General features: G+C 67.3%; 20 protein-coding genes. 9 read left to right on the forward strand and 11 right to left on the reverse strand.

The window, feature by feature from the left end; all coding sequences use genetic code 11:
- Nucleotides 1-77: 77 nt before the first annotated feature.
- From cmk to J2S53_RS03930, 4 genes are all read left to right on the forward strand, one after another.
- Complete coding sequence (gene cmk, locus J2S53_RS03915; protein ID WP_456239790.1) at nt 78-803, forward strand: (d)CMP kinase; 726 nt, start codon at nt 78-80, stop codon at nt 801-803.
- 113 nt (nt 804-916) lie between these two features.
- Complete coding sequence (locus J2S53_RS03920; protein WP_456239791.1) at nt 917-1513, forward strand: lysophospholipid acyltransferase family protein; 597 nt, start codon at nt 917-919, stop codon at nt 1511-1513.
- Entirely contained in the window at nt 1510-2955 is a 1446-nt protein-coding gene (gene der / locus J2S53_RS03925; protein ID WP_456239792.1) for a ribosome biogenesis GTPase Der, read from the forward strand. The genes J2S53_RS03920 and der overlap by 4 nt, the downstream gene beginning before the upstream one ends.
- Nucleotides 2956-3046: 91 nt before the next feature.
- A complete protein-coding gene (locus J2S53_RS03930; protein WP_456239793.1) occupies nt 3047-3880 on the forward strand; it encodes an aldo/keto reductase in 834 nt (277 codons plus the stop codon).
- Between the two features lie 186 nt (nt 3881-4066).
- Here J2S53_RS03930 and J2S53_RS03935 read toward each other — a convergent pair whose 3' ends face one another.
- The 4 genes from J2S53_RS03935 to cutA form a co-directional block, all read right to left on the reverse strand.
- Nucleotides 4067-6196, reverse strand: coding sequence for a prolyl oligopeptidase family serine peptidase (locus tag J2S53_RS03935; protein WP_456239794.1), 2130 nt, complete (start codon nt 6194-6196; stop codon nt 4067-4069).
- 118 nt (nt 6197-6314) lie between these two features.
- On the reverse strand, nt 6315-7649 hold the full coding sequence (locus J2S53_RS03940) for a NupC/NupG family nucleoside CNT transporter (protein ID WP_456239795.1): 1335 nt from the start codon (nt 7647-7649) through the stop codon (nt 6315-6317).
- Between the two features lie 396 nt (nt 7650-8045).
- On the reverse strand, nt 8046-8363 hold the full coding sequence (locus J2S53_RS03945) for a hypothetical protein (protein ID WP_456239796.1): 318 nt from the start codon (nt 8361-8363) through the stop codon (nt 8046-8048).
- A 220-nt stretch (nt 8364-8583) separates the two neighbouring features.
- A complete protein-coding gene (cutA, locus tag J2S53_RS03950; protein ID WP_092981076.1) occupies nt 8584-8901 on the reverse strand; it encodes a divalent-cation tolerance protein CutA in 318 nt (105 codons plus the stop codon).
- A 186-nt stretch (nt 8902-9087) separates the two neighbouring features.
- Between cutA and J2S53_RS03955 the strand changes: the two genes are divergently transcribed.
- A complete protein-coding gene (locus J2S53_RS03955; protein WP_092981166.1) occupies nt 9088-9303 on the forward strand; it encodes a DUF2795 domain-containing protein in 216 nt (71 codons plus the stop codon).
- Between the two features lie 181 nt (nt 9304-9484).
- Complete coding sequence (locus J2S53_RS03960) at nt 9485-9778, forward strand: 4a-hydroxytetrahydrobiopterin dehydratase (RefSeq protein ID WP_092926811.1); 294 nt, start codon at nt 9485-9487, stop codon at nt 9776-9778.
- 120 nt (nt 9779-9898) lie between these two features.
- Here J2S53_RS03960 and J2S53_RS03965 read toward each other — a convergent pair whose 3' ends face one another.
- The 5 genes from J2S53_RS03965 to J2S53_RS03985 all read right to left on the reverse strand — a co-directional run bounded on the left by J2S53_RS03965 (nt 9899) and on the right by J2S53_RS03985 (nt 15023).
- On the reverse strand, nt 9899-11263 hold the full coding sequence (locus J2S53_RS03965; RefSeq protein WP_456239797.1) for a hypothetical protein: 1365 nt from the start codon (nt 11261-11263) through the stop codon (nt 9899-9901).
- A gap of 187 nt (nt 11264-11450) precedes the next feature.
- Nucleotides 11451-12311, reverse strand: a complete 861-nt coding sequence (locus tag J2S53_RS03970) for an alpha/beta fold hydrolase (RefSeq protein WP_456239798.1) — start codon at nt 12309-12311, stop codon at nt 11451-11453.
- 81 nt (nt 12312-12392) lie between these two features.
- Nucleotides 12393-13313: an SDR family oxidoreductase gene (locus tag J2S53_RS03975; protein WP_456239799.1), complete on the reverse strand. Its 921-nt coding sequence runs from the start codon at nt 13311-13313 to the stop codon at nt 12393-12395.
- A gap of 157 nt (nt 13314-13470) precedes the next feature.
- Complete coding sequence (locus J2S53_RS03980) at nt 13471-13818, reverse strand: GNAT family N-acetyltransferase (RefSeq protein ID WP_456239800.1); 348 nt, start codon at nt 13816-13818, stop codon at nt 13471-13473.
- Nucleotides 13800-15023: an MFS transporter gene (locus J2S53_RS03985; protein WP_456239801.1), complete on the reverse strand. Its 1224-nt coding sequence runs from the start codon at nt 15021-15023 to the stop codon at nt 13800-13802. Before J2S53_RS03985 ends, J2S53_RS03980 begins: the two co-directional genes overlap by 19 nt.
- A gap of 244 nt (nt 15024-15267) precedes the next feature.
- On the opposite strand from J2S53_RS03985, the gene J2S53_RS03990 reads away from it, so the two are divergent.
- Nucleotides 15268-16254, forward strand: a complete 987-nt coding sequence (locus tag J2S53_RS03990) for a helix-turn-helix domain-containing protein (protein WP_456239802.1) — start codon at nt 15268-15270, stop codon at nt 16252-16254.
- Nucleotides 16255-16421: 167 nt separating this feature from the next.
- Here the strand turns inward: J2S53_RS03990 and J2S53_RS03995 are convergent, their stop codons facing one another.
- Together J2S53_RS03995 and J2S53_RS04000 are read right to left on the reverse strand one after the other, a co-directional pair.
- Nucleotides 16422-16646 (reverse strand): hypothetical protein, encoded by a 225-nt coding sequence (locus J2S53_RS03995; RefSeq protein ID WP_456239803.1) that lies wholly within the window; start codon nt 16644-16646, stop codon nt 16422-16424.
- Nucleotides 16636-16884, reverse strand: coding sequence for a DUF6400 family protein (locus J2S53_RS04000; RefSeq protein WP_456239804.1), 249 nt, complete (start codon nt 16882-16884; stop codon nt 16636-16638). The genes J2S53_RS03995 and J2S53_RS04000 overlap by 11 nt, the downstream gene beginning before the upstream one ends.
- A 713-nt stretch (nt 16885-17597) precedes the next feature.
- Between J2S53_RS04000 and gltB the strand changes: the two genes are divergently transcribed.
- Together gltB and J2S53_RS04010 are read left to right on the forward strand one after the other, a co-directional pair.
- Nucleotides 17598-22169 (forward strand): glutamate synthase large subunit, encoded by a 4572-nt coding sequence (gene gltB, locus J2S53_RS04005; RefSeq protein WP_456239805.1) that lies wholly within the window; start codon nt 17598-17600, stop codon nt 22167-22169.
- Nucleotides 22162-23613, forward strand: coding sequence for a glutamate synthase subunit beta (locus J2S53_RS04010; protein ID WP_092981066.1), 1452 nt, complete (start codon nt 22162-22164; stop codon nt 23611-23613). Before gltB ends, J2S53_RS04010 begins: the two co-directional genes overlap by 8 nt.
- The last annotated feature ends 330 nt before the right edge of the window (nt 23614-23943 follow it).

The following is a 23943-nucleotide window of genomic DNA, read 5'->3' on the forward strand; positions in this document are numbered from 1 at the left end:
CGGACAGGCAGAATGAAACATTGTCGGTTAGCCCGAGCGAGCGACGTGGTCATTCGTTGTCGAGGAGGTCAGTCGAGGTGTCCCAGCCCGAGCTCAACGGAATCGTGGCGGTGGACGGGCCGTCCGGAACGGGCAAGTCCACGGCGGCTCGTGGACTCGCCCACGCGCTCGGCGCTGCTTACCTGGATACCGGCGCGATGTATCGAGCGGTGACACTGGCCGTGCTGCGCGCCGGGGCGCCGCTGGACGACGCCGCGGAACTCACCCGCGTCGCCCGTGAAGCGCATCTGGTGATGCGCACCGCCCCCGACTCTCCCGGCGTGTCGCTGGACGGAGCCGACGTGCGAGGGGAGATCCGCGAGCAGGAAGTCACCAAGGCGGTTTCCGCCGTCTCGGCGGTTCCCGAGGTGCGGGAGCTTCTGGTACGGCGGCAGCGCGCGCTGATCGACACCGCGACACGTCCCAGCGGGGGGATCGTGGTCGAGGGACGTGACGTGGGCACCGTCGTGGTGCCCGAGGCGGGCCTGAAGGTGTACCTGACCGCCTCGGCGGACGCCCGGGCCCACCGCCGCACCGCCCAGGACGCGGCCGAGGGACGCCCGGCGGACCGCGACCTGGTGCACGCCGACGTGCGACGCAGGGACACGCTCGACTCCAACAGGTCCGTCGCACCGCTTCGAATGGCCGAGGACGCGGTTTCGCTGGATACGACCGAGCTCTCGCTGGAACAGGTGCTGCGGCGGTTGCACGAGTTGGCAGTCGCCCGCGGGCTGCTGGTCACCAACGAGCGAGCCGGACGATGAGGGCCGGCGGGAGTCACTCGCAGCGTGACCACCCCACTACGGGTATGCTGCCGGAGGGCAGCTCACCCGGTTTGCGCCGGTTCGGCCGGTGCCTCGGCCGGGTCGTGCTGCGGATGTCGTATCGAATCCGCGTTCGACACGGTGAGCGGGTCCCCACGACCGGCCCCGTGGTTCTCGTCGCCAATCACAGTTCCCTCGCGGACGGTCCGGTGTTGTTCGGGACACTGCCACGTGGTGCGGTGTTCCTGATCAAGCGGGAACTGTTCCGCGGCCCGCTCGGCTGGACACTGTGTAAACTGGGTCATCTTCCGGTTCGTCGTGATGCTCCCGATCGCGCGGCGTTGTCGGCCGCGGTGCGGATACTTCGTTCCGGCGGGGTGATCGGGGTGTTTCCCGAGGGAACTCGAGGCGGAAGCGTGGCCGAGGCGCGGCACGGCGCGGCGTGGTTGGCCCGATCGGCGGGGGCGCCGCTGCTGCCGGTCGCGTGCCGGGGTACCGCTCGCGAGAGCGGGCGACGGTTCCGGTTCCGGCCGAGGGTGGACGTTCTCGTCGGCAGACCCGTCCGCCTGCCGGAGCAGCAGGGCAGAGCGGGGCTGGCCGCGGCGACCGAACGTGTGCGTACCGAGTTGGTCGAGTTGCTCGCCGAACTGGACGGCCAAACGACCGACTCCGACGAACCAGACGATGATGTGAGAGGGAACGAAGCGTGAGCGAAGAGCCGTTTGCCGACGCCGCCGAGGGTGCCGGCCTCGACGGCACCTGGTCCGACGAGAGGGACTGGGCCGACTACGATCACCTGTTCGACGAACTCGACGAGGATTCGGGAACCGAACCCGGCCGTCCCGTCCTGGCGGTTGTGGGCAGGCCCAACGTCGGTAAGTCCACCCTGGTGAACCGGTTGCTCGGCAGCAGGCAGGCCGTGGTCAAGGACACTCCGGGGGTCACGCGGGACCGGGTTACCTACGACGCCGTGTGGAGCGGGCGCGCGTTCAGCGTCGTCGACACCGGTGGATGGGACCCCGATGCCGACGGCATGTACGCCAGTGTCACTTCACAGGCGGAGATGGCCATGTCGGCAGCCGACGCGATCCTGTTCGTGGTCGACGCCAACGTGGGGGTCAGCGGCACCGACGAGGCCGCCGCGAAGGTGCTGCGCCGGTCCCGGCGCCCGGTGATCGTGGTCGCCAACAAGGTCGACGACCAGGTGGCGGTGGCAGGTACGGCCGAGCTGTGGTCCCTCGGGCTGGGGGAGCCGCATCCGGTGAGCGCGCTGCACGGTCGCGGGTCGGGCGACCTGCTCGACGAAGTGCTGCGCGTGCTGCCCGAAACCCCGCGGGAGCAGCTGGGGGGCGCGGCGGGACCGCGACGGGTGGCGCTGGTCGGCAAGCCCAACGTCGGCAAGTCCAGCATGCTCAACCGTCTCGTCGGTGAGCAGCGTGCCGTGGTCGACGAGGTGGCCGGCACCACCGTCGACCCCGTGGACTCGCTGGTCGAGCTCGACGACGAAGTGTGGCGGTTCGTGGACACCGCCGGGCTGCGCAAGCGGGTCAAGACCGCCGACGGCACGGAGTACTACGCCTCGCTGCGCACCAAGGCGGCCATCGAGGCGGCCGAGGTTGCCATCGTGCTCATCGACGGTTCCGAGCCGCTGACCGAGCAGGACCTGCGCATCATCAGCATGGTCATCGAGTCCGGTCGGGCGCTGGTGATCGCCTACAACAAGTGGGACATGGTCGACGACGACCGCAGGCGGAGCCTGGAGAAGGAGATCGATCGCGATCTCGTCCGAGTACGCTGGGCCGAGCGGGTGAACGTGTCGGCCCAGACCGGCCGTGCGGTCGCCAAGCTGGCACCCACGCTGCGGACAGCGCTCGAATCCTGGGACCAGCGCGTCTCCACCGGCCAGATCAATTCGTGGTTGTCGGACATCGTCGCGGCTCATCCACCGCCGGTCCGGGGCGGCAAGCAACCCAAGATCATGTTCGCCACCCAGGCGCACGCCCGACCACCGACACTTGTGTTGTTCAGTTCGGGCTTCCTTGAGGCGGGCTATCGCCGGTTCCTGGAGCGCAAGTTCCGCGAGGCGTTCGGTTTCGCGGGCAGCCCGGTTCGCGTGGTCGTACGGATCAAGGAACGCAAGAGCTCCCGCTGAGCACCGTCCGCTTCGGCCGGGATCGGTATCGGGTAGCCTCCCCGGAAGCCCGGCACCCTGTCCGAGTTCTCCGAACGACAAGGTGCGAGATATGCGTAGTCTGCCGTTGCCCGAAGGGGGCGAGCTGCCCGTGCTCGGGCAGGGGACCTGGGGTATGGGAGAGCGCGACGCGCGACGTGCTGCCGAGGTCGACGCGTTGCGCCACGGGCTCGACTCAGGGATCCGGCTGATCGACACCGCCGAGATGTACGGCGGTGGCGGCGCCGAACAGGTCGTGGGTACCGCGCTGCGGGGCAGGCGGGACGAGGCCTTCGTGGTTTCCAAGGTGTTTCCGCACAACGCCGACCGCGGCGGTACCGTGGCGGCCTGCGAGCGCAGTCTGCGGCGGCTGGGAACGGACCGGCTGGACCTGTACCTGCTGCACTGGCGGGGTGCCACGCCACTGGAGGAGACCATGGCGGCGTTCGAGTCGCTCCAGCGCAGCGGCAAGATCCGCTATTTCGGGGTGAGCAATTTCGATCCGGCCGACATGAGCGAGCTCTTCGCGACCGAGGCAGGATCCCGAGTTGCCACCGATCAGGTGCTGTACAACCTCACCCGCCGAGGCCCCGAGTTCGACCTGCTGCCCTGGTGCAGGCAACGGAACCTGCCGGTGATGGCTTATTCCCCGATCGAGCAGGGCAGGTTGCTCGACGACCCGGTGCTCGGCGAGCTGGCCGCCGAGCGCGGTGTCACCCCAGCGCAGCTGGCGCTGGCGTGGGTGCTGCGGCAGGAAGGGATGTGCGCGATCCCGAAGGCGGCGACCGTCGAACACGTCGACCACAACCGAGCGGCGGTCGAGCTCTCGCTCTCGGACGAGGAGTTGGCCCGACTCGACGAGCGGTTCCCGCCACCCGATGGCCCGACACCGCTGGAGATACTCTGACGGAGCTTTCCCGGTCCGCGCTTTTCCGGTTCGCGTGACGAGGCGGTTCGGCGCGCTGCTCCGCGATTGACCCGAGGCGCCGCCACCGGCCGGAGACACCGGATCCCCCGTAGGGGGCGCGCAGCCGGTGAGCGGCTGCGCGCCCCCTACGGGAGGCCGCCGAGTGCTTGCCGCGGTGAGGGGCCGTCACTCGATCGGAGCGACGTCCTCCGAGGAAGCCGTGGGCAGCCCGAGAGCCCGGCGCAGGAAATCCAGCTGCAGCAACAACAGGTTCTCGCTCTTGTTCTCCGAGGTGGGCATGTGGGTCACGCCGGGCAGCGGCAACAGGGTGTGCGGTCTGCCCGCCGAGGTCAGCGCTTCCGAGAGCCGCAGCGAGTGCGCGAACACCACGTTGTCGTCGACGGTGCCGTGCACCAGCAGCAGCTCCCTGCGCAACTCGGGAGCCATCCGCAGCAGCGAGTTCGCCGTGTACGTCTCGGGGTCGCGGTTCGGGTCGCCGAGGTAGCGCTCGGTGTAGTGGGTGTCGTAGAGCCGGAAGTCGCAGACCGGTGCGCCCGCCACCGCCGCGTGGAACACGTCGGGGCGGCGCAGTACCGCCAGCGCAGCCAGATAGCCCCCGAACGACCATCCCCGGATCCCCACCCGATCGAGATCCAGATCGGTTCGTTCGGCCGCGCACGCGTGCAACGCGTCCACCTGGTCCTGCAGCGGTGGCCCGGCGAGGTCACCGGACACCGCCCGGTCCCAGTCCGGGCCGCGACCGCCCGTGCCCCGGCCGTCCGTGACGAGCACGGCGAATCCCTGCTCGGCGAACCACTGCGGCGTGAGATACCCCTGCTGTCGTCGCAGCACCCGCTGTGCCTGCGGACCCCCGTAGGGGTCCAGCAGTACCGGCAGCCTGCCGTGTTCCGGGCGATGTCCGTGCGGCAGCAGCAGCGCGGAGCACAGCTCGCGGGCACCGAGTCGCAGTAGTTCGACGCGCGGCGTGATCGTGCTCGTCTCGGCGAGCGAGGTGATCTCGGCGATCGGTTCCTCTCCGCGGGATACCCGCACGGTGCCGTGCAGCCGCTCCGTGCCGCTGGAGGACAGCACGGTCACCGGTCCGCCACGGGTGGCGCTGTGCACACCGTCCTGTTCGGATACCCGTTGCGCGCCCGATTCGCTCACCCGGTAAACATGGACCTGGGTGGGGTCCTCCGCCGATGCCGACACCAGGATGTCGGTGGGGCCGATGTCCAGAATCGCGCGGACCTGCAGCGCGGGACCGGTCCAGTCGTCGCCGTCGACCAGGAGCCGGTAGGCGCCGTCGACCGCGCTGATCCGCGCCAGGCCGCCGCCCGGGGTCCAGGCGGGCCAGCCGGTCTTGATCTCGATCCAGTGCGGATCGGTCTCGCGATGCAGCTCCGTGGTTTCCCCGGTGTCGGGATCCACCGCCAGCACCAGTTGGCTACGCTGGTCACGACTCTGCACCGCCAGCAGCGGTCGGCCGTGTTCGGACCAGTGAGCCGCCACCAGGTACGGATGGCTGGTGTTTTCCCAGCGCACGGGTGTTCGTTGTCCGAACTTCGTGTCGTCGACCCGCAGCAGCTCCAGGGTGACCGCGGCGTTGGCCTCCCCGGCGGCGGGATACGGCATCGTTCTGGGGGGCCGTGCCGGATCGGCGGGGTCCGCGAGGTTCCACTGCGCCACTCCGGACTCGTCCACCCGGGCCGCCAGGATCGCCGAACCGTCGGGTGACCACCAGTAGCCGCGGCTCCGGCTCATCTCCTCCGCCGCGATGAACTCGGCGCAGCCCCACTGGACCCGCTCGTGTTCGGGCTCGACCAGCGCCCGGTCACCGGAACCGTCGAATCCGATCACACGCAGCCCGCCCTGCGAGGTGTAGGCCACGCGCGTGCCGGTGCCGTCCGGTCTGGGATCCGCGGCGGGGTAGTGGGCGGGCAACCGGCGGAGCAACCCGCTCTCCGGTTCGGCCACGAACAGCTCACCGGAGAGGGTGAAGGCCACCCGGCGGGCACTGTCGTCCACCGCGTAAGCCGTGATCCCCGAGGCCCGCTCCCGGAGGCGTTCCCGACGGGCCAGCTCCGCCGCCGAGGTGGCCCCGGTGTCGTCGAGCTGGGCGGGATCGGCCACGCGGTGCTCCGTGCCGTCGCCGGTGTCCAACATCCACAGCGCGTTGCTCCGGTCGGTGCCGCTCGACGACCGCAGGAACAGCACCCGTTGCCCGTCCGGGGCGACGGTGAAATTACGTGGGGCGCCCAGACTGAACCCCTGGGTCCGGGCGCTGTGACGAGGGAACGTATCGGCTGCGGTCATGTCCGCAGCTTGTCAAAGGTGTTCGAACGCGCGATCGGGTGGTCCATCGACGACCACCCGTGTTCGGCTGTGCACCGTTGTGGCGATGCGTGGGCGCACCGCCACAACGGTGCCGCGGTCAACCGATCACCATTCCGGCGATGGTGGCACTCATGAGGTTCGCCAGCGTTCCCGCCAGCACGGCTCGGATGCCGAGTTGGGCGATCAGCGGTCTGCGACTGGGAACCAGCCCGCCGAGTCCGCCCAGCAGGATTCCCAGCGAGCTGAAGTTGGCGAATCCGGTCAGGGCGAAGGTGATGATCACGCCGGTGCGTTCGGTGAACGCGCCGGACTCCGCCATGGGACCGAAGTCGGCGAAGGCGACGAACTCGTTGAGGACCAGCTTCTGTCCCAGGAAGGTCCCGGCCTCGACAGCCTCGTTGAACGGGACCCCGATGGCGACCATGACGGGCGAGAAGACATACCCGAGAATCTGCTGGAAGGTCAGGTTCTCCAGGCCGAACAGGCCACCGAGCCCGCCGATGATCAGGTTGAGCAGCGCGATCAGCGAGATGAACGCGAACAGCATCGCTCCGACGTTGAGGGCGAGCTTGAGACCGTCGGAGGCTCCGACCGCCGCGGCGTCGATGACGTTGCGCGGCTTTTCGGGCTCCTCCTCGTGCGCGGTGTCCGCACCCTCGGTACGTTCACCGTCGTCGGACTCCGCACCCGAACCGGAGGCAGCTGCGCCGGATTCCGTGCCGGTTCCCGTCGTCGTGGCGGCCACGGCCTCGTCGCTGTGGGGCTTCTCGGTCTCGGGAACGATGATCTTGGCCATCAGGAGACCGGCCGGTGCCGCCATGAAACTGGCCGCGATCAGGTACTCCAGCGACGCTCCCAGCAGCGAGTAGCCGACGAGCACCGTTCCGGCCACCGTGGACAGGCCGCCCGCCATCACCGCGAAGAACTCCGAGCGGGTCATCCTGGCCAGGTACGGCCGGATCACCAGCGGTGCCTCGGTCTGCCCCACGAAGATGTTGGCCGTGGCGTTGAGCGATTCCGCCTTCGTGGTACCCAGCAGTTTCTGCAGTCCGCCACCGATGATGCGTACCACCCACTGCAGAATGTGCCAGTGGTAGAGCACCGCGCTCAGCGAGGCGATGAACACGATGATCGGCAACACCTGGAAGGCGAACAGCGTGCTTCCCTCGTCCAGCAGGCCGATCAGCGGCCCCACCATGAAATTGATGCCCTCATTGGCGGAGTCGATCACCTTGCCCACACCCGCGGCGACCGCCTCCAGCGCCCGCTCTCCTGTCTCCCAGCGCAGCACGAGAACAGCGAAAACCACCTGAATCGCCAGTGCTCCCAGTACCGTGCGGGGCCGGATCGAACGTGGGCTGGTCGACAGGGCCACCGCGATCAGCAGCAGCACCACCATGCCGCCAATACCCCATAGCACGTGCACGAGCATCGTCCTTTCACACCGTTCGGTCCGCTCGGCGGGTTCTCGCCCTGCGCGGACCGGAACCGGCGACGCCACGAATAATTTGGTCGCCGAATATTGGCATGCCACTGATCACCGCGACAGTCCCGGAACCACTTCGTTTCTCCCTGGAAACGAACTCTTCCGCTCGACGGAAACCACTTCGGGGTGCCGAACGGAAGTTCGGGCTCCGGGGCGTTACCCGCTCACAGCCGTGCCCGCCGGTGCCGCTGTCGGACGTGATCATCGCCGAGGTCGGGGAGCTGACCTTCCGACACGCGGATGCGGTCCGCCCGCGGGGTCGCTGCCCCTGCCGGGCAGCGACCGGAGAGGGGAAGCGTGCCCCTTCAGGGCCGGGTACGGACTCGGACTGCGCCGACCGGCTCAGCGATGCTGATCGACGGTGGCGGCCAGCTTGCGAATGAACACGAACACCAGCGGAAACAACCCCAGAATCGCCCAACGCGCGTCGTTGAGCCACAGCCACAGCAGCAGTCCGAGCAGCAGGGCGAGTAGCCCCGTCCGCACCGACCAGTCCACAGCGGCACGTCGTAACCGGAGCCACACCAGGCCGGCGGCGGATATCAGTATCCCGGCGAACAACCAGTCCCAGTGCAGCGTGAACATCGCCACGAGCAGCCCCACGGCGGGGCCTGCCGCCGTGATGTAGATGTCGTTGCGGGTGATGGTGGGCTTCTTCATCCGGCTGGGTCCTTGCCTCGCCGCGGTCGCGACGCGTGTTGCTGCCGGTCCGATCCATTCCCGTTCTCGCGCTCCTTCGGGAACCGGTACCGGGGCGGTGAAATGCTTGCCGAGAGAGTCTACGACGGCCCCGAACGGAATTCTCGGGCGTGATCACCGCTGCTTGTCGCCGGTGACGGAAACCCGCACGTCGAACTCTCGGGTGCGGCACCCGTCGTGATCAAGGATTGGTCTCCTCCTCGACCCAGGACAGGTACTGCTCGTCACCCGTGACTATCGGCGTGACGATGATCTCGGGCACGTCGTAGTTGTGCCGTGTTCCCAGGTGTTCACGCAGCTCGGTCACCCGCTCCCGGGTGGTTTTGATCTGCAACTGCCATTCCTGCTCGTCCTGCACACCTCCCTGCCAGCGGAAGAAGCTGCGGATCGGCACGACCTGTACGCACGCACCGAGTCGGGCCCCGACCACACCACGAGCCAGCTCGGCGGCGGCGTGTTCGGAGTCGGTGGTGGTGACAACCTGCACGTATTCGGTCATGCCGTCAGGTTAGCGAGTGGCTTCCCACGGATGATCCCACCCGTCGAAGTGCTCGGCACGGTTACGGATCCGACCGGCGGGTGTCAGTTTCCGTCCGACTGGGTAGCCGTACGGCGGAACAGTCCTGCGGGGCGGTACGGGAGTTCCGTGCTCCCCGAACACCCCGCGAGTCACGAGAGGATCGTCATGACCGATGCCGACGAACGTCGGGTGAACAAGGCGTTGCAGGGTTTGGAGTTCCCGGCGGACAAGGCCGAGCTGATCCGATACGCCGAGGACCGGGAGGCCGACCCCCGCACGTTGCGCGCGTTGCGGGCGCTGCCGGACGGTACGTACGGGAACAGCGACGAGGTGGAGCGAAGTGTCCCGCAACGTCCGGAACAGGAGACGCCCGGAAGATGAGCCGTCCGCTCCACCCGGCACACCGTGGAGGAGCCGCGTTTCGCTTCGGCGCGCCAGGCCGGGGTGATCGACAGGGGTGGTCCCGGCCGGGGTGATCAGTCGGGAGACGATCCTTCTGGTACAACTCCCGCACGGGCACGACACCCGGTGACCGTTGACGAGCAGCGTTGAGGAGGGCTCGATGCCCGAACTGTTGTCGCAGGACACGATCGAGAACAGGCTCGCCGAACTCGGGGACTGGCAGTACCGGGACTCGGCGGTGCACAAGACCTGGAAACTCAAGGGGTTTCTCACCGCGGTTACCTTCGCCAACGCGATCGCCCATCTCGCCAATGAAGCCGACCACCACCCGGATCTGTCCGTGCACGACTACAACCGACTGACCGTGCGGATCACCACCCATTCGGCCGGTGGGGTGACCGAGAACGACCTGACGATGGCCGAACGGATCGAGTCGCTGCACCGGGATTCCTGATCCCCTGATCAGGCCGCACGAACGATTCCGAACGAACCACTCCGATGATCGCCGAACCGGACCGCTCGGGCCCCGAGCGAGCGGGGCCCGAGCGTGCTCCGAAGGGTGATCCGCCGTAACTCACCAACGTGTGATCACCAGGTGGTTGATCAGCAGCGCCAGCACTGCCTGCGCTGTCAGCCACCAGCGGTGCTGTCCCCGTGGCAGCACCGCGCAGGGCACTGCGAGCCACATGGTGAACGGTAGCCAGATCCGCTCCACCTCCGCCTTGCTCATCCCGGACAGATCCGCGGCGGCTATCGCCACCAGCGCCGCGACCGTGAGCAACCGCGCCCCGAGCTCCAGACGACGTGGTGCCGTCGCCAGTCTCCGCAGGCTCGCCAGAACGGCGGGGCCCGCGACGAGTACGACGCAGGCAAGGTTGGCCCACACGAAGTAGCTGTACGGTCGGGTGTCGGCGATGCCCTGGTAGTAGCGGATCCGGACGAGTTCGTAGCCCTCCAGCCACCAGAAGCCGTGCGCGGTGAACAGCGCCACCACCACCACGAAGCCCGCGATCGCGAACAGGATCGGCCGCAGCCTGCGTGTCAGGGCCAGCACCACCAGTGCGAACAGTCCGGCCAGCACGAGCCCGTACGACAGGTAGAGCGTGAACCCGAGCAGCAGACCGCTCGTCAACGCCACCAGATCACCCAGTCTGTCGCCCCGTGCGGTCCCCACCGCGAGCAACGCGGTCCCGCACGCCGCGACCCCGGCGAACATCGCGTCGGCGCTGACGCCCATCCACACCATGCCGGGCAGCAGCACCCCGAAGGGCAGCATCGCCCGGGCGACGTGTTCCTCGCCCAGTGCGCGCAGCGTGGTCGCGATGGACAGCACGGTCGTGGAGCCGACGAGCATGCACATCACGGACGCCGCGACCCCACCGCCGAGGCCGATCCGGTCCATCCACACGAACACCATCAGCGCACCCGGCGGGTGTCCGGACACGTGCACCGCCCACGAGCCGGGCTCGAGCAGGATTCGTTCGGTGAACCCGCTCAGCATCGACGAGACCGTATCCACCCGGTCGATCTCGGCGAGGTAGTTCTTGGGGTTGGACAACTTGGTCACGACACCGAAGTCCCAGCCCTCGATCATGGTCAGGCTGAACATCCAGCCCAACGTGACCGGGTAGGTGACCGCCAGCAGTGGTCCCCAGCGCAGCCGTGCTGCCACGGTCGGCCCCGCGATGATCACCAGCAGCGCGAGCAGAATCGCGGGCACCGTTCCGGGGCCGGTGTGCGGCGCCCAGCTGGCGAACAACGGCGGCAGATCCAGGTAGATGTCGACCCCACGCGCCAGCAGCCGTTCGCCGACCACCCAGGCGCGCCATACCAACAGTGCCCCGCCCAGGATCACCAGTAGATCGCTGAGCGGTGAGAGCAGTGCACGCCAGGAAGGACGTACGTGCTCCGTCGACGGTGACTGGTTCAACTCGGTCATTACTCTCGAAAGATAGACGGCCCGGAATTCTTCTCACGAACCGGAGGCCGCTCGGGACTCACCGTGCTCACGAGGTGTCCACGACAGTTGTCGACGGTGATTCGGAACGGAGACGGTGCCGGTCCGGTCGTAAGTGGCACGGAGATCTCACATTGCCGTATCCGGTGGTCCGCGCCCGGTTCACCGCTCAGGCGGAGAAGAACTCGCGGACCGTTCGTGAGACGGTGCCCCGTGAGGCACCGAGCCAGTGGAAGTGACTCGGCGCCCCGGTTTCGACCAGCCGCGCGTCCGGGATCGTTCGTCGGAGGTCCTCGGTGTGCTCGAACGCGACCCCGCCATCGTGTCGAGAGGCTGTGATCAGCGTCGGACACGGCACTGATCGCAGTGTCGACTCCCGGTAGGACGATCGTTCCGGGCGAGCCTGGCGGAGATCGGTGACGAATCCCGAGCCGGACCCCATCATCGAGAAGATTCCGCGTGCCGCCGCGCGATCGTCCCGGCTCCATTGCGACCACCACTGCCGGACCGGCAGCCGTGACAACGAGGACATCATCACTCGCAGACCACGGTCCGAAGCGGTCAGAAGGCGTACCGCGCGCCAGGTGAGCCGTTGTGTCCGGGGACCGAACGCCAGGGGAGCGACGAGGCGTTCGGTAAGACCGTCCGGATAGGGCAGCGAGGACGGTGCGCAGCTGTGCAGCACGAGCCGCGGAGCGAGGTGCGGCAGCCCTGTTGCCACGTGCACGGCCTGCAGCCCGCCGAAGCTCATGCCCACGGTCGCGGCCGCGGTTGTGATCCCCAGACCCGCGCACACCTCGGCGACCGCGGGGACGAACTCCGCGGCGGTGAGATCGCCGACAGCGGTGCGGCCGTAACCGGGTCGTGAGAACGTGACCACCCGGTATCCCAGCTCGGTGTAGAGGTCGGCGCCGTTCGGCGTGGCAGCCGTGCTGTGCCCACCGGGAAAGAACACGACGGCCTCACCGGCTTCGGAGCTGATCCCCACCTCGACGGGGCCGAGAGAAGTACCCACGACACGTGTGCGCATGTACCGATTCTGCTTCCTCCCGGAATCGGTACCTCGTGGCCGGTTTCCAAACTTCGCAGCCGAGCCCGACTGGGCAACCGGCTACCGGTATCCGGCCGTGTCCGCCGGGTTGCCTGGGTCCTGAACCTCGGCGATGTAGCGCCATGCGTCGGGGCGGCTGCCGTCGAGGTCGGTGAATCCGTACACCCCGGCGAGACCACCGCTGGACAACGACTGCCCGGACCAGCGTGCCACCTCGGGGTCGGTGGCCAGCGCGGTTACCGCACGCCCCACGTAGTACGGAGACTCCGAGATGGCGAAGTGCGGCTGAGCCTCGACGGCGTCACGCCAGTTCTGTTCGGCGACGCCGAAGGCGTCGAGCATCATCTCCGAACGCAACCAGCCCGGCGTCAACGCCACGGCAGTGCCGCCGTAGGGGCGCAGCTCCTCGGCCTGGGCAAGTGCCAATCGAGTCACCGACACCTTGGCGAGGTCGTAGTAGGCACCAGCGGCAGCACGGTAGTTCGCCTCGTTGTACTCGGCCGTGCCGTCGGTCATCTCCACGACCAACCCGCCCGAATTCCTGATCAGCAGCGGAAGTGCGAACGCGCTGGTGATCAGGTGAGTGTCGATTCCCAGCCGCAGCAGCCGCAGTCCGTTGTTCAAGGAGTGCTGCCACAGCGTCGTGTTCCACTCGAACAGCTTCTCGCCACCCCAAACGTCGTTGACCAGCACATCGAGCCGCCCATACTCACGATCGATCCGCTCGGTCAGTGCCCTGACCTGTCGCTCGTCCAGGTGGTCGACTTGGACGGCGATGCCGTGACCACCGGACCGAGTGACCAGTTCGGCGGTCTCCTCGATCGTCTCCGGGCGGTCGTACTCCGAACGCCGCTCACGAGTGCTGCGTCCCGTGACGTACACCGTGGCTCCGGCGGTTCCCAGCTCCACCGCGATCGCTCTGCCCGCGCTGCGGGTGGCTCCGGCGACCAGTGCCACCTTGCCCTGTAGCTTTCCGCTCATGCGATCCACATCCCTGTGCTCTTACCGATACGGAACGGAAGTCGCAGTGTGTGACCCCCGGGACCGACACTTCTCCTCGTGAGGGTCGCCCCGGCGGGGCCGCGGTGCAGGCCACTCCTTCGATCGAGGGACGAGGTGTGAGCGAACCAGGGGAGTGTCATCTCCGGTGGAAGGTGGGCACGTACCGGTACCGGACCTCCTCCACTCGCACGTCACCGTCACCGAGCGTTTCCGTCCGGGTAGTTCCGAGACATTCCCAACCACGTTGTTCGTAAAACCGACGGGCGCGGTTGTTCGCGGTCAACACCCAGAGCGTGGTGCTCGCGTAGCTCTCGTGTTGCAGGACGCGCAGCGCGTGCTCGTGCAGTCGAGTTCCCGAGCCGCGCCGCCAGTGCCGCGGGTGCAGGTACAGCGCCTGCAGTTCCCCGGTATCCCGTCCCGCGTCGCGGTCCCGGCTCGCGCCGATCACCCGCGCCGGACGGATGTTCACTGTGGCGGTCGGCACGCTCCCGAGTCTCCCACCGCCGAGGAGCGATCCCGGCCCCGTTTTCGGGCAGGGGTTGTCAGCAGGTGGCGGAGCAGGGCCGGCATGGTGAGCACGACCACGAACCCGCATACCCCGGCCCAGCCGAACAGGTCGTATACGTGCGACCCGATCCACGATCCGGCGCTGCCGCCCAGATAAGCGCACGTCATGTAGGCGGTGTTGAGCCTGCTCCGTCGCTCGGGACGCAGTGCGTATACCCGGGCCTGGTTCGCGACCATGCCGCACTGCATCGCCACGTCGAGCAGTAACGTGCCGATGATCAGCGCGATCAGACCGCTCCTGTCTCCGTGGGTGCCTCCGGCCAGGACCGCGGCCGAGACGAGTACGCCGAACATGCAAACGAGATTGACCGGACCGGGACCCTGTCGATCCACCCAACCTCCGGCTAGCGGCGTGCAACATGCGGTGACACCGCCGACCAGCGCGAACAGCCCTACCGCCGAGGTCCCCAACCCGTAGACCGGTCCCGTCAGCAGGATCGCCAGGGTGGTCCACACTGCCGAGAAGCCGGCGAACACGGCTGCTTGGTAGAGGCAGGAGCGACGCAGCTCCGGTTCGGTGAACAGCAGGCGCAGCGATTCCGCCAGCAGTGAGGGGTAGCGCTCTCGCGACTGCGGGGACGTGTACGGCAGCATGCGGGAGAGAACGGCCAACAGGAGGAATACCAGTACGGCGGCCGCCAGGTACGGAACTCGCCAACCGAACCATTCGCCGAGCGTGCCGCTGAAAGCACGGGCCAGGATCATGCCGCCGACCGAACCGCTCAACAGGGTGCCGAGCACAGCCGCCCGGCGTTGGTCCTCCACCAGACCCGCTGCCAGCGGGCCGATCACCTGTGCTCCCACCGTGGTGAGTCCTATCAACACGCTGCCGGCGACCAGCAGCGACAGGTTCCGGGCGCATCCAGCGAGTAGCAGGCCGAACCCCGTCAGACCGAGCAGAGCGAGCAGAAGTCGCCGGTGCGGAAGGCGGTCCCCCAACGGGACCAGTAGGAAGATCCCACTCGCGTAGCCGATCTGCGTGGCCGACACGGCCAGCGCCGCCTCGTCCGACGAGGTGTGCAGTCCGGTGGCGATCAGTGGGACGAGCGTCTGCGGGAAGTAGATGTTGCCCACGGCCACGCCACAGGTCACGGCCAGGACGAACAGCATTCGGCTGCTCATCTCGGTCCGACCGTTCGTCGGTGACTCGACCGGGCGGAGTGGACACGCGACTCCGCCTCCCGAGTTCTATTCGGGACGGAGCGGGCAAGGTCTTCCGGCCGGGACGTTCGACTGGGTGGAACTGACCGGTCCGCACCGGGACAGTGCTCGGTGGAACCGGTGGAGCTCGCGTGAATTCCGGGTGGCACGCACGGTAGTGCAACGTATCGACCGCTCGGGGAGAATCGATGTAGCTTACGACTTAATGATCAGTTTCGTGCTGGGTGTCGAGGATCTGGCGGACACGCGCTTCGTCATCTCGCCACTGCACGAGACGCTGCTCAGCCTTCGGGTGCTTCAGGACCCGAGGCTTTCCCCGTTGCACCTTCCGTGGCGGGTGTCCGCACTCGCCGAACTCGACACGCGCGATCTCGAGCTGCTGCTCTCCCTCGTCGCAGTGAGACGTACGTTGCCGGACTTCTTGACTCCTCCGCCCGGAAGTTCCGATCCCGACTTCGAGGAGCAACTGGCTCTAGTGCGTCGGACCTCCCCCGGTAGAGTCCGCCACGATCTCCTGGTCACGCACGCGCCGGACCCGCTGCCACCTGCCCTGCACGGGGCCACTGACGACGACGCGTCCCTCATCGGGCTGCGTGATTCCGTCTGTGCGGCCCTGTGGCGGTTCTGGAAAGCGGCCATCGAACCGAACTGGCCCAGGATGCGGCTGTTGCTGGAAGCCGACATGACCCACCGTGCGAGACAGTGGGCCAGGGGAGGCGCTCGCCTGCTGTTCGCGGGCATGCACCCGAATCTGCGATGGCGGGACGGGGTGCTGCACATCGACAGGATGATCAGCGGGCACAGCGTCGCTGCTTCCGGGCGGGGATTGTTGCTACTGCCGTCCGTATTCGCCCACAAGCCCGCGCCGCCGGTCACTCCGGACGAGCCGCCCTGGCTGGTGTATCCCAGCAGGGGAGTGGCCACGCTCTGGTCCACCGAGCCCCCTGCTGACACGGCCGTCCTCACCCCGTTGCTCGGCGCTCCCAGAGCCAGGTTGCTCGCACTGCTCGACGAGCCGACACCCACCGTCGAACTCGCCCGGCGTCTCGGGGTCACCGCGAGTGCCGTGTCCCAGCACCTGCGCGTGTTGTACGACTCGGGACTGCTCATCCGGATACGTGATGGACGGCACGTGCTGTACCGGCGTAGCTCCATCGGTGATCGGCTGCTCGAAGGCAGCCGGTCCGACTGAACGGCTCCGCTCCGCCCCTGCACGGAGGTGAAGGCCGTGCGGCGAGTGACCGCTGCCGCCAGCTAGTAGCGAGACGGTACGTTTCGCGGGCCTTGGCTGCGTCGGGCTCGCCTCCGGATTCGCGGTTACGGCACGTCACGGGCGAGTAGCCGGCGTGACCGAGCGGTTCAGCAGTTCCGCTCGGTGCGACCACCGTGCGTGTCGTGCTGCCAGAGATGGGTGCAGCTGGGGCACTGCAGATACAGCAGGGTTCCGGAGTTGGACAGCAGGTACTGCCAGTGGTCGCTGCAGGAACGTCCGAGCAGGCATTCCGAGCAGTCCTGCCCGTGGTGGCAGTTGGGGCACTCGATCCAGGCCCGGCGGCCGAGGTCGGCGAACGGGTCAATCGGCATGCTCGCCACCGATGCCCTCGGGAAGCATCCCCGCCCGAACCAGCTGCTCGTAGACACCGCGCTGCCAGTCGTCGAGCCCGGAGTACAGCAGCGCGTGGGCCTCGCGCTCGCCGCGCAGCTGCTCCGCTGGATCCCAGTCGTCGCCCAGGGCCCGCGTGATCTCGGCGCGCCGTCGCATCTCCGCCGCGCCGAGATCGATGTTGAATTCCAGCTCGGTGGAATTGTCACCCGCGCTCATCTGATCACTTTCTCGTGCTGTCCGGCCGCCGCGGAGTCTGCTGTCCGGCGTGAAAACGCGCAATGAAATGGCTCACTTCGCTCACGCGAGGGTTGTCACAATTGTTCTCACTGGTCAGCGGTGGGATCGGTGCGTTGCTGGGGTGGGGTCGTCCTTCCTCGGGCATTTCGCGATCTCCGGAGACCATGTGTCGGTATTTCGGCTTCCGCGTAGTGGGGGAGCCGATTTCGTCACCGGGCGGTATCCGCTCGGAAGGTGTTCGGTGCGCTGAACAGGAGTTTCCTCGTGGTGTGCGGACGCGTGAGCGGTATCACTTGTTTATTCTCCCTGTTGTTTCAGTGTTGAGTGAAATAAAATCGGCCGTATGGACGTCGCCGGGTATCGTGGTGAAAGCACAGCATCGTGAAGACGGGCGATCCCCGTAGTGGTTCTTCCGAGGTTGTTCCGGTCCGACGGTGACCCCGTTGTCCGGTGCTCGAAGTGTGTGCGCCGCTACGTTTCGCGATCATGCTGTCCCAGACTCCGGGAGCAGGACCCGCGGGTGTAACACGTGTTACTTACTCGTAGTCGTGCAACTCGGAAATCTGTATAGTTCCGCAAACTGACCAAGAGTGCAACGGCGCATCCTTCTTGTCAGCTCCGGAGAGGTTTCTACGATCTCGTCCCCACTGTTCGCGTGGCTGAGGTCGTTGCCTGACGACGGGAGGATCCGAATGCCGGTTTCCCAGAATGCGAGAGGTCGGACGCAACGGGGCGCCGACGTCGAGGGTCTCTACGACCCTGCCAACGATCACGACGCGTGCGGTGTGGCGCTCGTCGCCGATATGGCCGGCCGCAAGGATCACGCGATTGTGCGGAACGCGCTGACCGCGCTGCGCAACATGGAACACCGGGGCGCGAAAGGCGCCGATCCGGACACCGGTGACGGGGTGGGAATCCTGACCCAGGTGCCGGACGCGTTCTTGCGCGAGGTGGTTCCGTTCGAACTTCCCGCCGCCGGTGGTTACGCGGTGGGTAACGCCTTTCTTCCGGACGACGAAGCGGACTGCGAGCAGGCGGTGGCCGCGATCGAGCGAATCGCGGCGGAGGAAGGGCTCGAGGTACTCGGCTGGCGGACGCTGCCGGTCGATCCCGGTTGTGCCGGTTCGTTGGCCAGGGGAGTGATGCCCAGGTTCCGCCAACTGTTCGTCGCCGAGTCCGACGACTCCGCCGCGGCCGGGCGGGATCCCGTCATGCGGCTGGAACGCCGTGCGTTCTGCCTGCGCAAACGCGCCGAGCACGACACCGACGTGTACTTTCCGAGTCTGTCGGCCCGCACCCTCGTCTACAAGGGGATGCTGACCGAGACGCAGCTCGACGCGTTCTTCATCGACCTCACCGACGAGCGATTCAGCAGCGCCATCGGCCTGGTGCACTCGAGGTTCTCCACGAACACCTTCCCCTCGTGGCCCCTGGCGCATCCGTACCGCTACATCGCGCACAACGGTGAGATCAACACCATGCGCGGCAACCGCAACTGGATGCGCACCCGCGAGAGCATGCTCGACACGGACCTGATCCCGGGCGACCTCTCGCGGCTCTACCCGGTCGCCACGCCCGACGCCAGCGACTCGGCCACCTTCGACGAGGTGCTGGAGCTGCTCCATCTCGGTGGGCGCTCGTTGCCGCACGCCGTGCTGATGATGATCCCCGAGGCGTGGGAGAACCACACCGAGATGGATCCCCAGCGCCGTGCCTTCTACGAGTTCCACAACAACCTCATGGAACCGTGGGACGGTCCCGCCCTGGTGACCTTCACCGACGGCGCACAGGTGGGGGCGGTGCTCGATCGCAACGGGCTGCGGCCCGGCCGCTACTGGGTCACCCACGACAACATGCTCGTGCTGGCCAGCGAGACCGGTGTGCTCGACATCGAGCCGCAGCGGGTGGCGCGCAAGGGCAGGTTGCAGCCGGGCAAGATGTTCCTGCTCGACACCGAGCGGGGACGCATCGTCGATGACGAGGAAATCAAAGGCGAGCTCGCCGCGCAGCACCCCTACCGGCAGTGGCTGGACGACGGGATGGTCCACCTCGAGGACCTGCCCACTCGTTCCCGCGAGGTCCCGCCGCACTCCTCGCTGGTGCAGCGCCAGCAGTTGTTCGGATACACCGAGGAAGAGGTCGACGCGCTGCTCAAGCCCATGGCCTCCGGCGGCGCCGAACCCGTCGGCTCCATGGGCAACGACGTTCCGCTCGCCCCGCTCTCCGAGCGCCCGCGCCAGCTGTTCGACTACTTCACCCAGCTGTTCGCCCAGGTCACAAACCCGCCGCTGGACGCCATCCGCGAGGAACTGGTCACCTCGCTGAGCACCCACGTCGGTCCCGAGCACAACCTGCTGGACACCGACCCGCAGGCCTGTCACCAGCTGGTGCTGCCGTTCCCGGTGCTGGACAACGACGAGCTCGCGAAGCTGATCCACATCAACGACGACGGTGACCGTCCCGAACTGCGCTCGGTGACCATTCACATGGTCTATCGCGCCGCCGGGGGAGGTCAGGCACTCCGGCAGCGGTTGGACGAGATCTGCCGTGAGGTCTCCGAGGCGGTGGCCGACGGGGCGCGCATCATCGTGCTCTCCGATCGCGGCGCCGACGCCGAGTACGCGGCGATCCCCTCGCTGTTGCTGACCGGGGCGGTGCACCACCACCTCGTCCGGGAGAAGAGCCGCACCCACGTCGGGCTGGTCGTCGAGGCCGGTGACGTCCGCGAGGTGCACCATGTGGCCCTGCTGGTCGGCTACGGTGCCGCGGCGGTCAATCCTTATCTGGCCATGGCCAGCGTCGAGGACCTCGTGGCGCGCGGTGAGGTCTCCGGCGTGGATGCCAAGCAGGCCACCAAGAACCTGATCAAGGCTCTTGGCAAGGGGCTGCGCAAGACCATGTCCAAGATCGGGATCTCCACGGTCGCCTCCTACACCGGAGCCCAGATCTTCGAGGCCATCGGACTCGGTGAGGAGATCGTCGACCGCTGCTTCACCGGCACCACCTCGCGGCTCGGCGGTATCGACTTCGAGACCCTGGCCACCGAGATCGGTCAGCGGCACCGCAGGACCTTCCCCACCGACGGGCTCAAGGCTCACCACCGCGAGCTGGCCGTGGGCGGGGAGTACCAGTGGCGTCGTGAGGGCGATCCGCACCTGTTCAACCCCCACACGGTGTTCAAGCTGCAGCACTCCACCCGCAGCGGCCAGTACGACATCTTCAAGGAGTACACCAACCACGTCGACGAACAGTCCGAGCGACTGATGACGTTGCGCGGACTGCTCAAGTTCCGCGAGGGCGCGCGCGAGCCGGTCGACATCGACGAGGTCGAGCCGGTCTCCGAGATCGTCAAGCGGTTCGCGACCGGTGGTATCTCCTACGGCTCGATCTCCAAGGAGATGCACGAGGTTCTCGCGGTGGCGATGAACCGGCTCGGTGCCAAGTCCAACACCGGTGAGGGCGGTGAGGACGCCGATCGGTTCACCGTGGACACCGACGGGGACTGGCGTCGTTCGGCCATCAAACAGGCCGCCAGCGGTCGGTTCGGGGTCACCAGCGAATACCTGGTCAACTCCGACGACATCCAGATCAAGATCGCCCAGGGTGCCAAGCCGGGCGAGGGTGGCCAGCTGCCCGGGCACAAGGTCTATCCCTGGATCGCGGGCACCCGTCACTCGACGCCCGGGGTGGGGCTGATCTCGCCGCCGCCGCACCACGACATCTACTCCATCGAGGACATCGCACAGCTGATCTACGATCTCAAGAACGCGAACCCGCGGGCTCGGGTGCACGTCAAGCTGGTCTCGGAGGTCGGTGTCGGCACGGTCGCCGCGGGAGTGAGCAAGGCACACGCCGACGTGGTGCTCATCTCCGGCCACGACGGTGGTACCGGTGCCTCCCCGTTGTCCTCCATCAAGCACGCCGGTGCGCCGTGGGAGCTCGGGTTGGCCGAGACCCAGCAGACGCTGCTGGCCAACGGGCTGCGCGATCGGATCGTGGTGCAGACCGACGGTCAGCTCAAGACCGGCCGCGACGTGGTCCTCGCCGCGCTGCTCGGCGCCGAGGAGTTCGGGTTCGCCACGGCTCCGCTCGTGGTTTCCGGCTGCGTCATGATGCGGGTGTGCCACCTGGACACCTGCCCGGTGGGTGTGGCCACGCAGAATCCGGAGCTGCGCGCCAAGTTCGACGGCAGGGCCGACTACATCGTCAACTTCTTCGAGTTCGTCGCCCAGGAAGTGCGGGAGCACCTGGCCGCACTGGGTTTCCGTTCCATCGAGGAGGCGATCGGGCACACCGAGATGCTCGACACCGATCCGGCCACCCGGCACTGGAAGACCGAGGGAATCGATCTCTCGCCGATCCTGCACGTGCCGGAGGTCGCCGAGGGCTCGGCCAGGCACTGCACGGGCAAGCAGGAACACGGCCTGGAAAAGGCTCTGGACAACACCCTGATCCAGCTCAGCGAGGGTGCGCTGTCCGAAGGTGCTCCGCTGCGGCTGGAGCTGCCGGTTCGCAACGTCAACCGCTCGGTCGGCACCATGCTGGGCTCTGAACTCACCCGTAAGTGGGGCGGTGCGGGACTGGCGGACGACACCATCCACATCACGTTCACCGGATCGGCGGGACAGTCCTTCGGTGCCTTCCTACCGCGCGGTATCACGCTGCGGCTCAACGGCGACTCCAACGACTACGTCGGCAAGGGGCTTTCCGGCGGCCGGGTCGTGCTGCGACCACAGGACGACGCGGCATTCGCCGCGGAGGACAACGTGATCGCGGGCAACGTGCTGCTCTACGGCGCCACCGGCGGTGAGATGTTCGTGTGCGGTGTCGTCGGTGAACGTTTCGGGGTGCGCAACTCCGGAGCGCTGGCGGTCGTGGAAGGCGTCGGCGATCACGGGTGCGAGTACATGACCGGTGGTCGGATCGTCGTGCTCGGTGGTACGGGACGCAACTTCGCGGCGGGCATGTCCGGTGGTATCGCCTACGTGCTCGATCCGCGTTCCGATCGGATCAACCACGAGATGGTCGATCTGGACCCGCTGGATTCCGACGATCGCGGCGAACTGTACGAGCTGATCGAGAAGCACCACCACGAAACCGGATCCACCGTGGCTCGCGATCTGCTCGTCGACTGGGACGCCGCCGCGGCACGGTTCGGCAAGGTGATGCCGAAGGACTTCAAGCGCGTTCTCAATGCCAAGGCCGATGCCGAACGCGACGGCCGCGACGTCAACGAGGCGATCATGGAGGCCGCTCATGGCTGACCCGAAGGGCTTTCTGACCACGCCGCGCGAGACGCCGCGGCGTCGGCCGGTCGACATCCGGCTCAAGGATTGGCGTGAGGTCTACGAGGAGTTCTCCAACCAGCAGCTGGAGCAGCAGGCGGGCCGCTGCATGGACTGCGGCATCCCCTTCTGCCACCAGGGCTGCCCGCTGGGAAATCTCATCCCGGAGTGGAACGACCTGGTCTGGCGGGAGGACTGGCGCGGCGCCATCGAACGGCTGCACGCGACCAACAACTTCCCCGAGTTCACCGGCACGCTGTGTCCGGCTCCGTGTGAGGCGGCCTGTGTGCTGGGGATCAACTCGGACGCTGTGAGCATCAAGCAGGTCGAGATCGAGATCATCGATCGGGCCTGGGAAGAGGGCTGGGTGCGGCCGGAGCAGCCCGCGGCCGCGACCGGCCGCACGGTGGCCGTGGTCGGCTCCGGTCCGGCCGGGCTGGCCGCGGCGCAGCAGCTCACGCGTGCCGGGCACCGGGTGATCGTCTACGAGCGCGCCGACCGGATCGGCGGGCTGCTGCGTTACGGCATCCCCGAGTTCAAGATGGAGAAGTTCCGGCTCGACCGCAGGCTCGACCAGATGCGGCAGGAAGGTACCGAGTTCCGTACCGGTGTCGATGTCGGGGTGGATCTCACCGTGGAGCAGCTGCGTTCCGAGCACGACGCCGTGGTGCTGGCGGGCGGTTCCACGATGTCCCGGGAACTGCCCATCACCGGCAGGGAACTGGGCGGTATCCACCAGGCGATGGAGTACCTGCCGCCCGCCAACCGGGTGCAGCAGGGTGACCTGTCGCAGTCGTCCATCAGCGCGGCGGGCAAGAACGTGGTCATCATCGGTGGGGGTGACACCGGTGCCGACTGTCTGGGAACGGCGCATCGTCAGGGTGCGGCGTCGGTGACCCAGCTGGAGATCATGCCGACCCCGCCCAACGAGCGGCCGGAGAACCAGCCCTGGCCCACCTACCCGATGCTCTACCGGGTTTCCTCGGCACACGAGGAGGGTGGTCAACGCCTGTTCTCGGTCAACACCCAGGAATTCCTCGGTGATGAGGACGGGAACCTGCGTGCGTTGCGGCTGGTCGAGGTTCGCAAGGAGAACGGCAAGTTCGTCCCGGTCGAGGGCACCGAGCAGGAGTTGCCGTGCGAGCTGGTGCTGTTGGCGATGGGTTTCGTCGGTCCGGAACGTGCCGGCATGGTCGACGAGCTCGGTGTCGAGCTCGACGCCCGTGGCAACGTCGCGCGGGATCGTTCCTTCATGACCAGTGTCGACGGTGTGTTCAGTGCCGGTGACATGGGACGCGGTCAGTCGCTGATCGTCTGGGCCATCTCGGAGGGCCGTTCCGCCGCGGCCGGTGTGGATCGTTACCTGACGGGGCGCGACGCGCTTCCCGCTCCGATCGGACCCAATGATCGTCCGTTGACCTGACACCGGAAGTGGGGCTGTCCACGTCGGGCAGCCCCACTCGGCTCGCGCGGCACTCTGCGTGGATCCGTGCGAGCCCCACTTCGCCTCACTCGTTCGGCGCAGTCCCACGATGATTTGATCATACTTTTTCATTCCCGTTTTACACGTTCGGTTCCGCGGAGTGGAATGCCGTCGCGTTTTTTCGGATACACAACGTGAACCGGTCGTTCGAGATGGTGTCGGGGGCTCGTTGTTCCGTTTTCAACGATGAAATAGCCGGTCAAAACGTTTATGCCGCGAAAAGCGGATCGTATATCCTAAAAAGGGCGAAGGGTGTTGTCAACACTGCCG

It is taken from the genome of Actinopolyspora lacussalsi (assembly GCA_030803735.1).
GTDB classification, from domain to species: domain Bacteria; phylum Actinomycetota; class Actinomycetes; order Mycobacteriales; family Pseudonocardiaceae; genus Actinopolyspora; species Actinopolyspora lacussalsi.

Bases quoted from the DNA above. Each gene is read 5' to 3' on its own strand.
- J2S53_RS03920 (WP_456239791.1), top strand. From the start codon at position 917: ATGTCGTATCGAATCCGCGTTCGACACGGTGAGCGGGTCCCCACGACC.
- J2S53_RS03930 (WP_456239793.1), top strand. From the start codon at position 3,047: ATGCGTAGTCTGCCGTTGCCCGAAGGGGGCGAGCTGCCCGTGCTCGGG.
- J2S53_RS03935 (WP_456239794.1), bottom strand. From the start codon at position 6,196: ATGACCGCAGCCGATACGTTCCCTCGTCACAGCGCCCGGACCCAGGGG.
- J2S53_RS03940 (WP_456239795.1), bottom strand. From the start codon at position 7,649: ATGCTCGTGCACGTGCTATGGGGTATTGGCGGCATGGTGGTGCTGCTG.
- J2S53_RS03945 (WP_456239796.1), bottom strand. From the start codon at position 8,363: ATGAAGAAGCCCACCATCACCCGCAACGACATCTACATCACGGCGGCA.
- cutA (WP_092981076.1), bottom strand. From the start codon at position 8,901: ATGACCGAATACGTGCAGGTTGTCACCACCACCGACTCCGAACACGCC.
- J2S53_RS03955 (WP_092981166.1), top strand. From the start codon at position 9,088: ATGACCGATGCCGACGAACGTCGGGTGAACAAGGCGTTGCAGGGTTTG.
- J2S53_RS03960 (WP_092926811.1), top strand. From the start codon at position 9,485: ATGCCCGAACTGTTGTCGCAGGACACGATCGAGAACAGGCTCGCCGAA.
- J2S53_RS03965 (WP_456239797.1), bottom strand. From the start codon at position 11,263: ATGACCGAGTTGAACCAGTCACCGTCGACGGAGCACGTACGTCCTTCC.
- J2S53_RS03970 (WP_456239798.1), bottom strand. From the start codon at position 12,311: ATGCGCACACGTGTCGTGGGTACTTCTCTCGGCCCCGTCGAGGTGGGG.
- J2S53_RS03975 (WP_456239799.1), bottom strand. From the start codon at position 13,313: ATGAGCGGAAAGCTACAGGGCAAGGTGGCACTGGTCGCCGGAGCCACC.
- J2S53_RS03985 (WP_456239801.1), bottom strand. From the start codon at position 15,023: ATGAGCAGCCGAATGCTGTTCGTCCTGGCCGTGACCTGTGGCGTGGCC.
- J2S53_RS03990 (WP_456239802.1), top strand. From the start codon at position 15,268: ATGATCAGTTTCGTGCTGGGTGTCGAGGATCTGGCGGACACGCGCTTC.
- J2S53_RS03995 (WP_456239803.1), bottom strand. From the start codon at position 16,646: ATGCCGATTGACCCGTTCGCCGACCTCGGCCGCCGGGCCTGGATCGAG.
- J2S53_RS04000 (WP_456239804.1), bottom strand. From the start codon at position 16,884: ATGAGCGCGGGTGACAATTCCACCGAGCTGGAATTCAACATCGATCTC.
- gltB (WP_456239805.1), top strand. From the start codon at position 17,598: ATGCCGGTTTCCCAGAATGCGAGAGGTCGGACGCAACGGGGCGCCGAC.
- J2S53_RS04010 (WP_092981066.1), top strand. From the start codon at position 22,162: ATGGCTGACCCGAAGGGCTTTCTGACCACGCCGCGCGAGACGCCGCGG.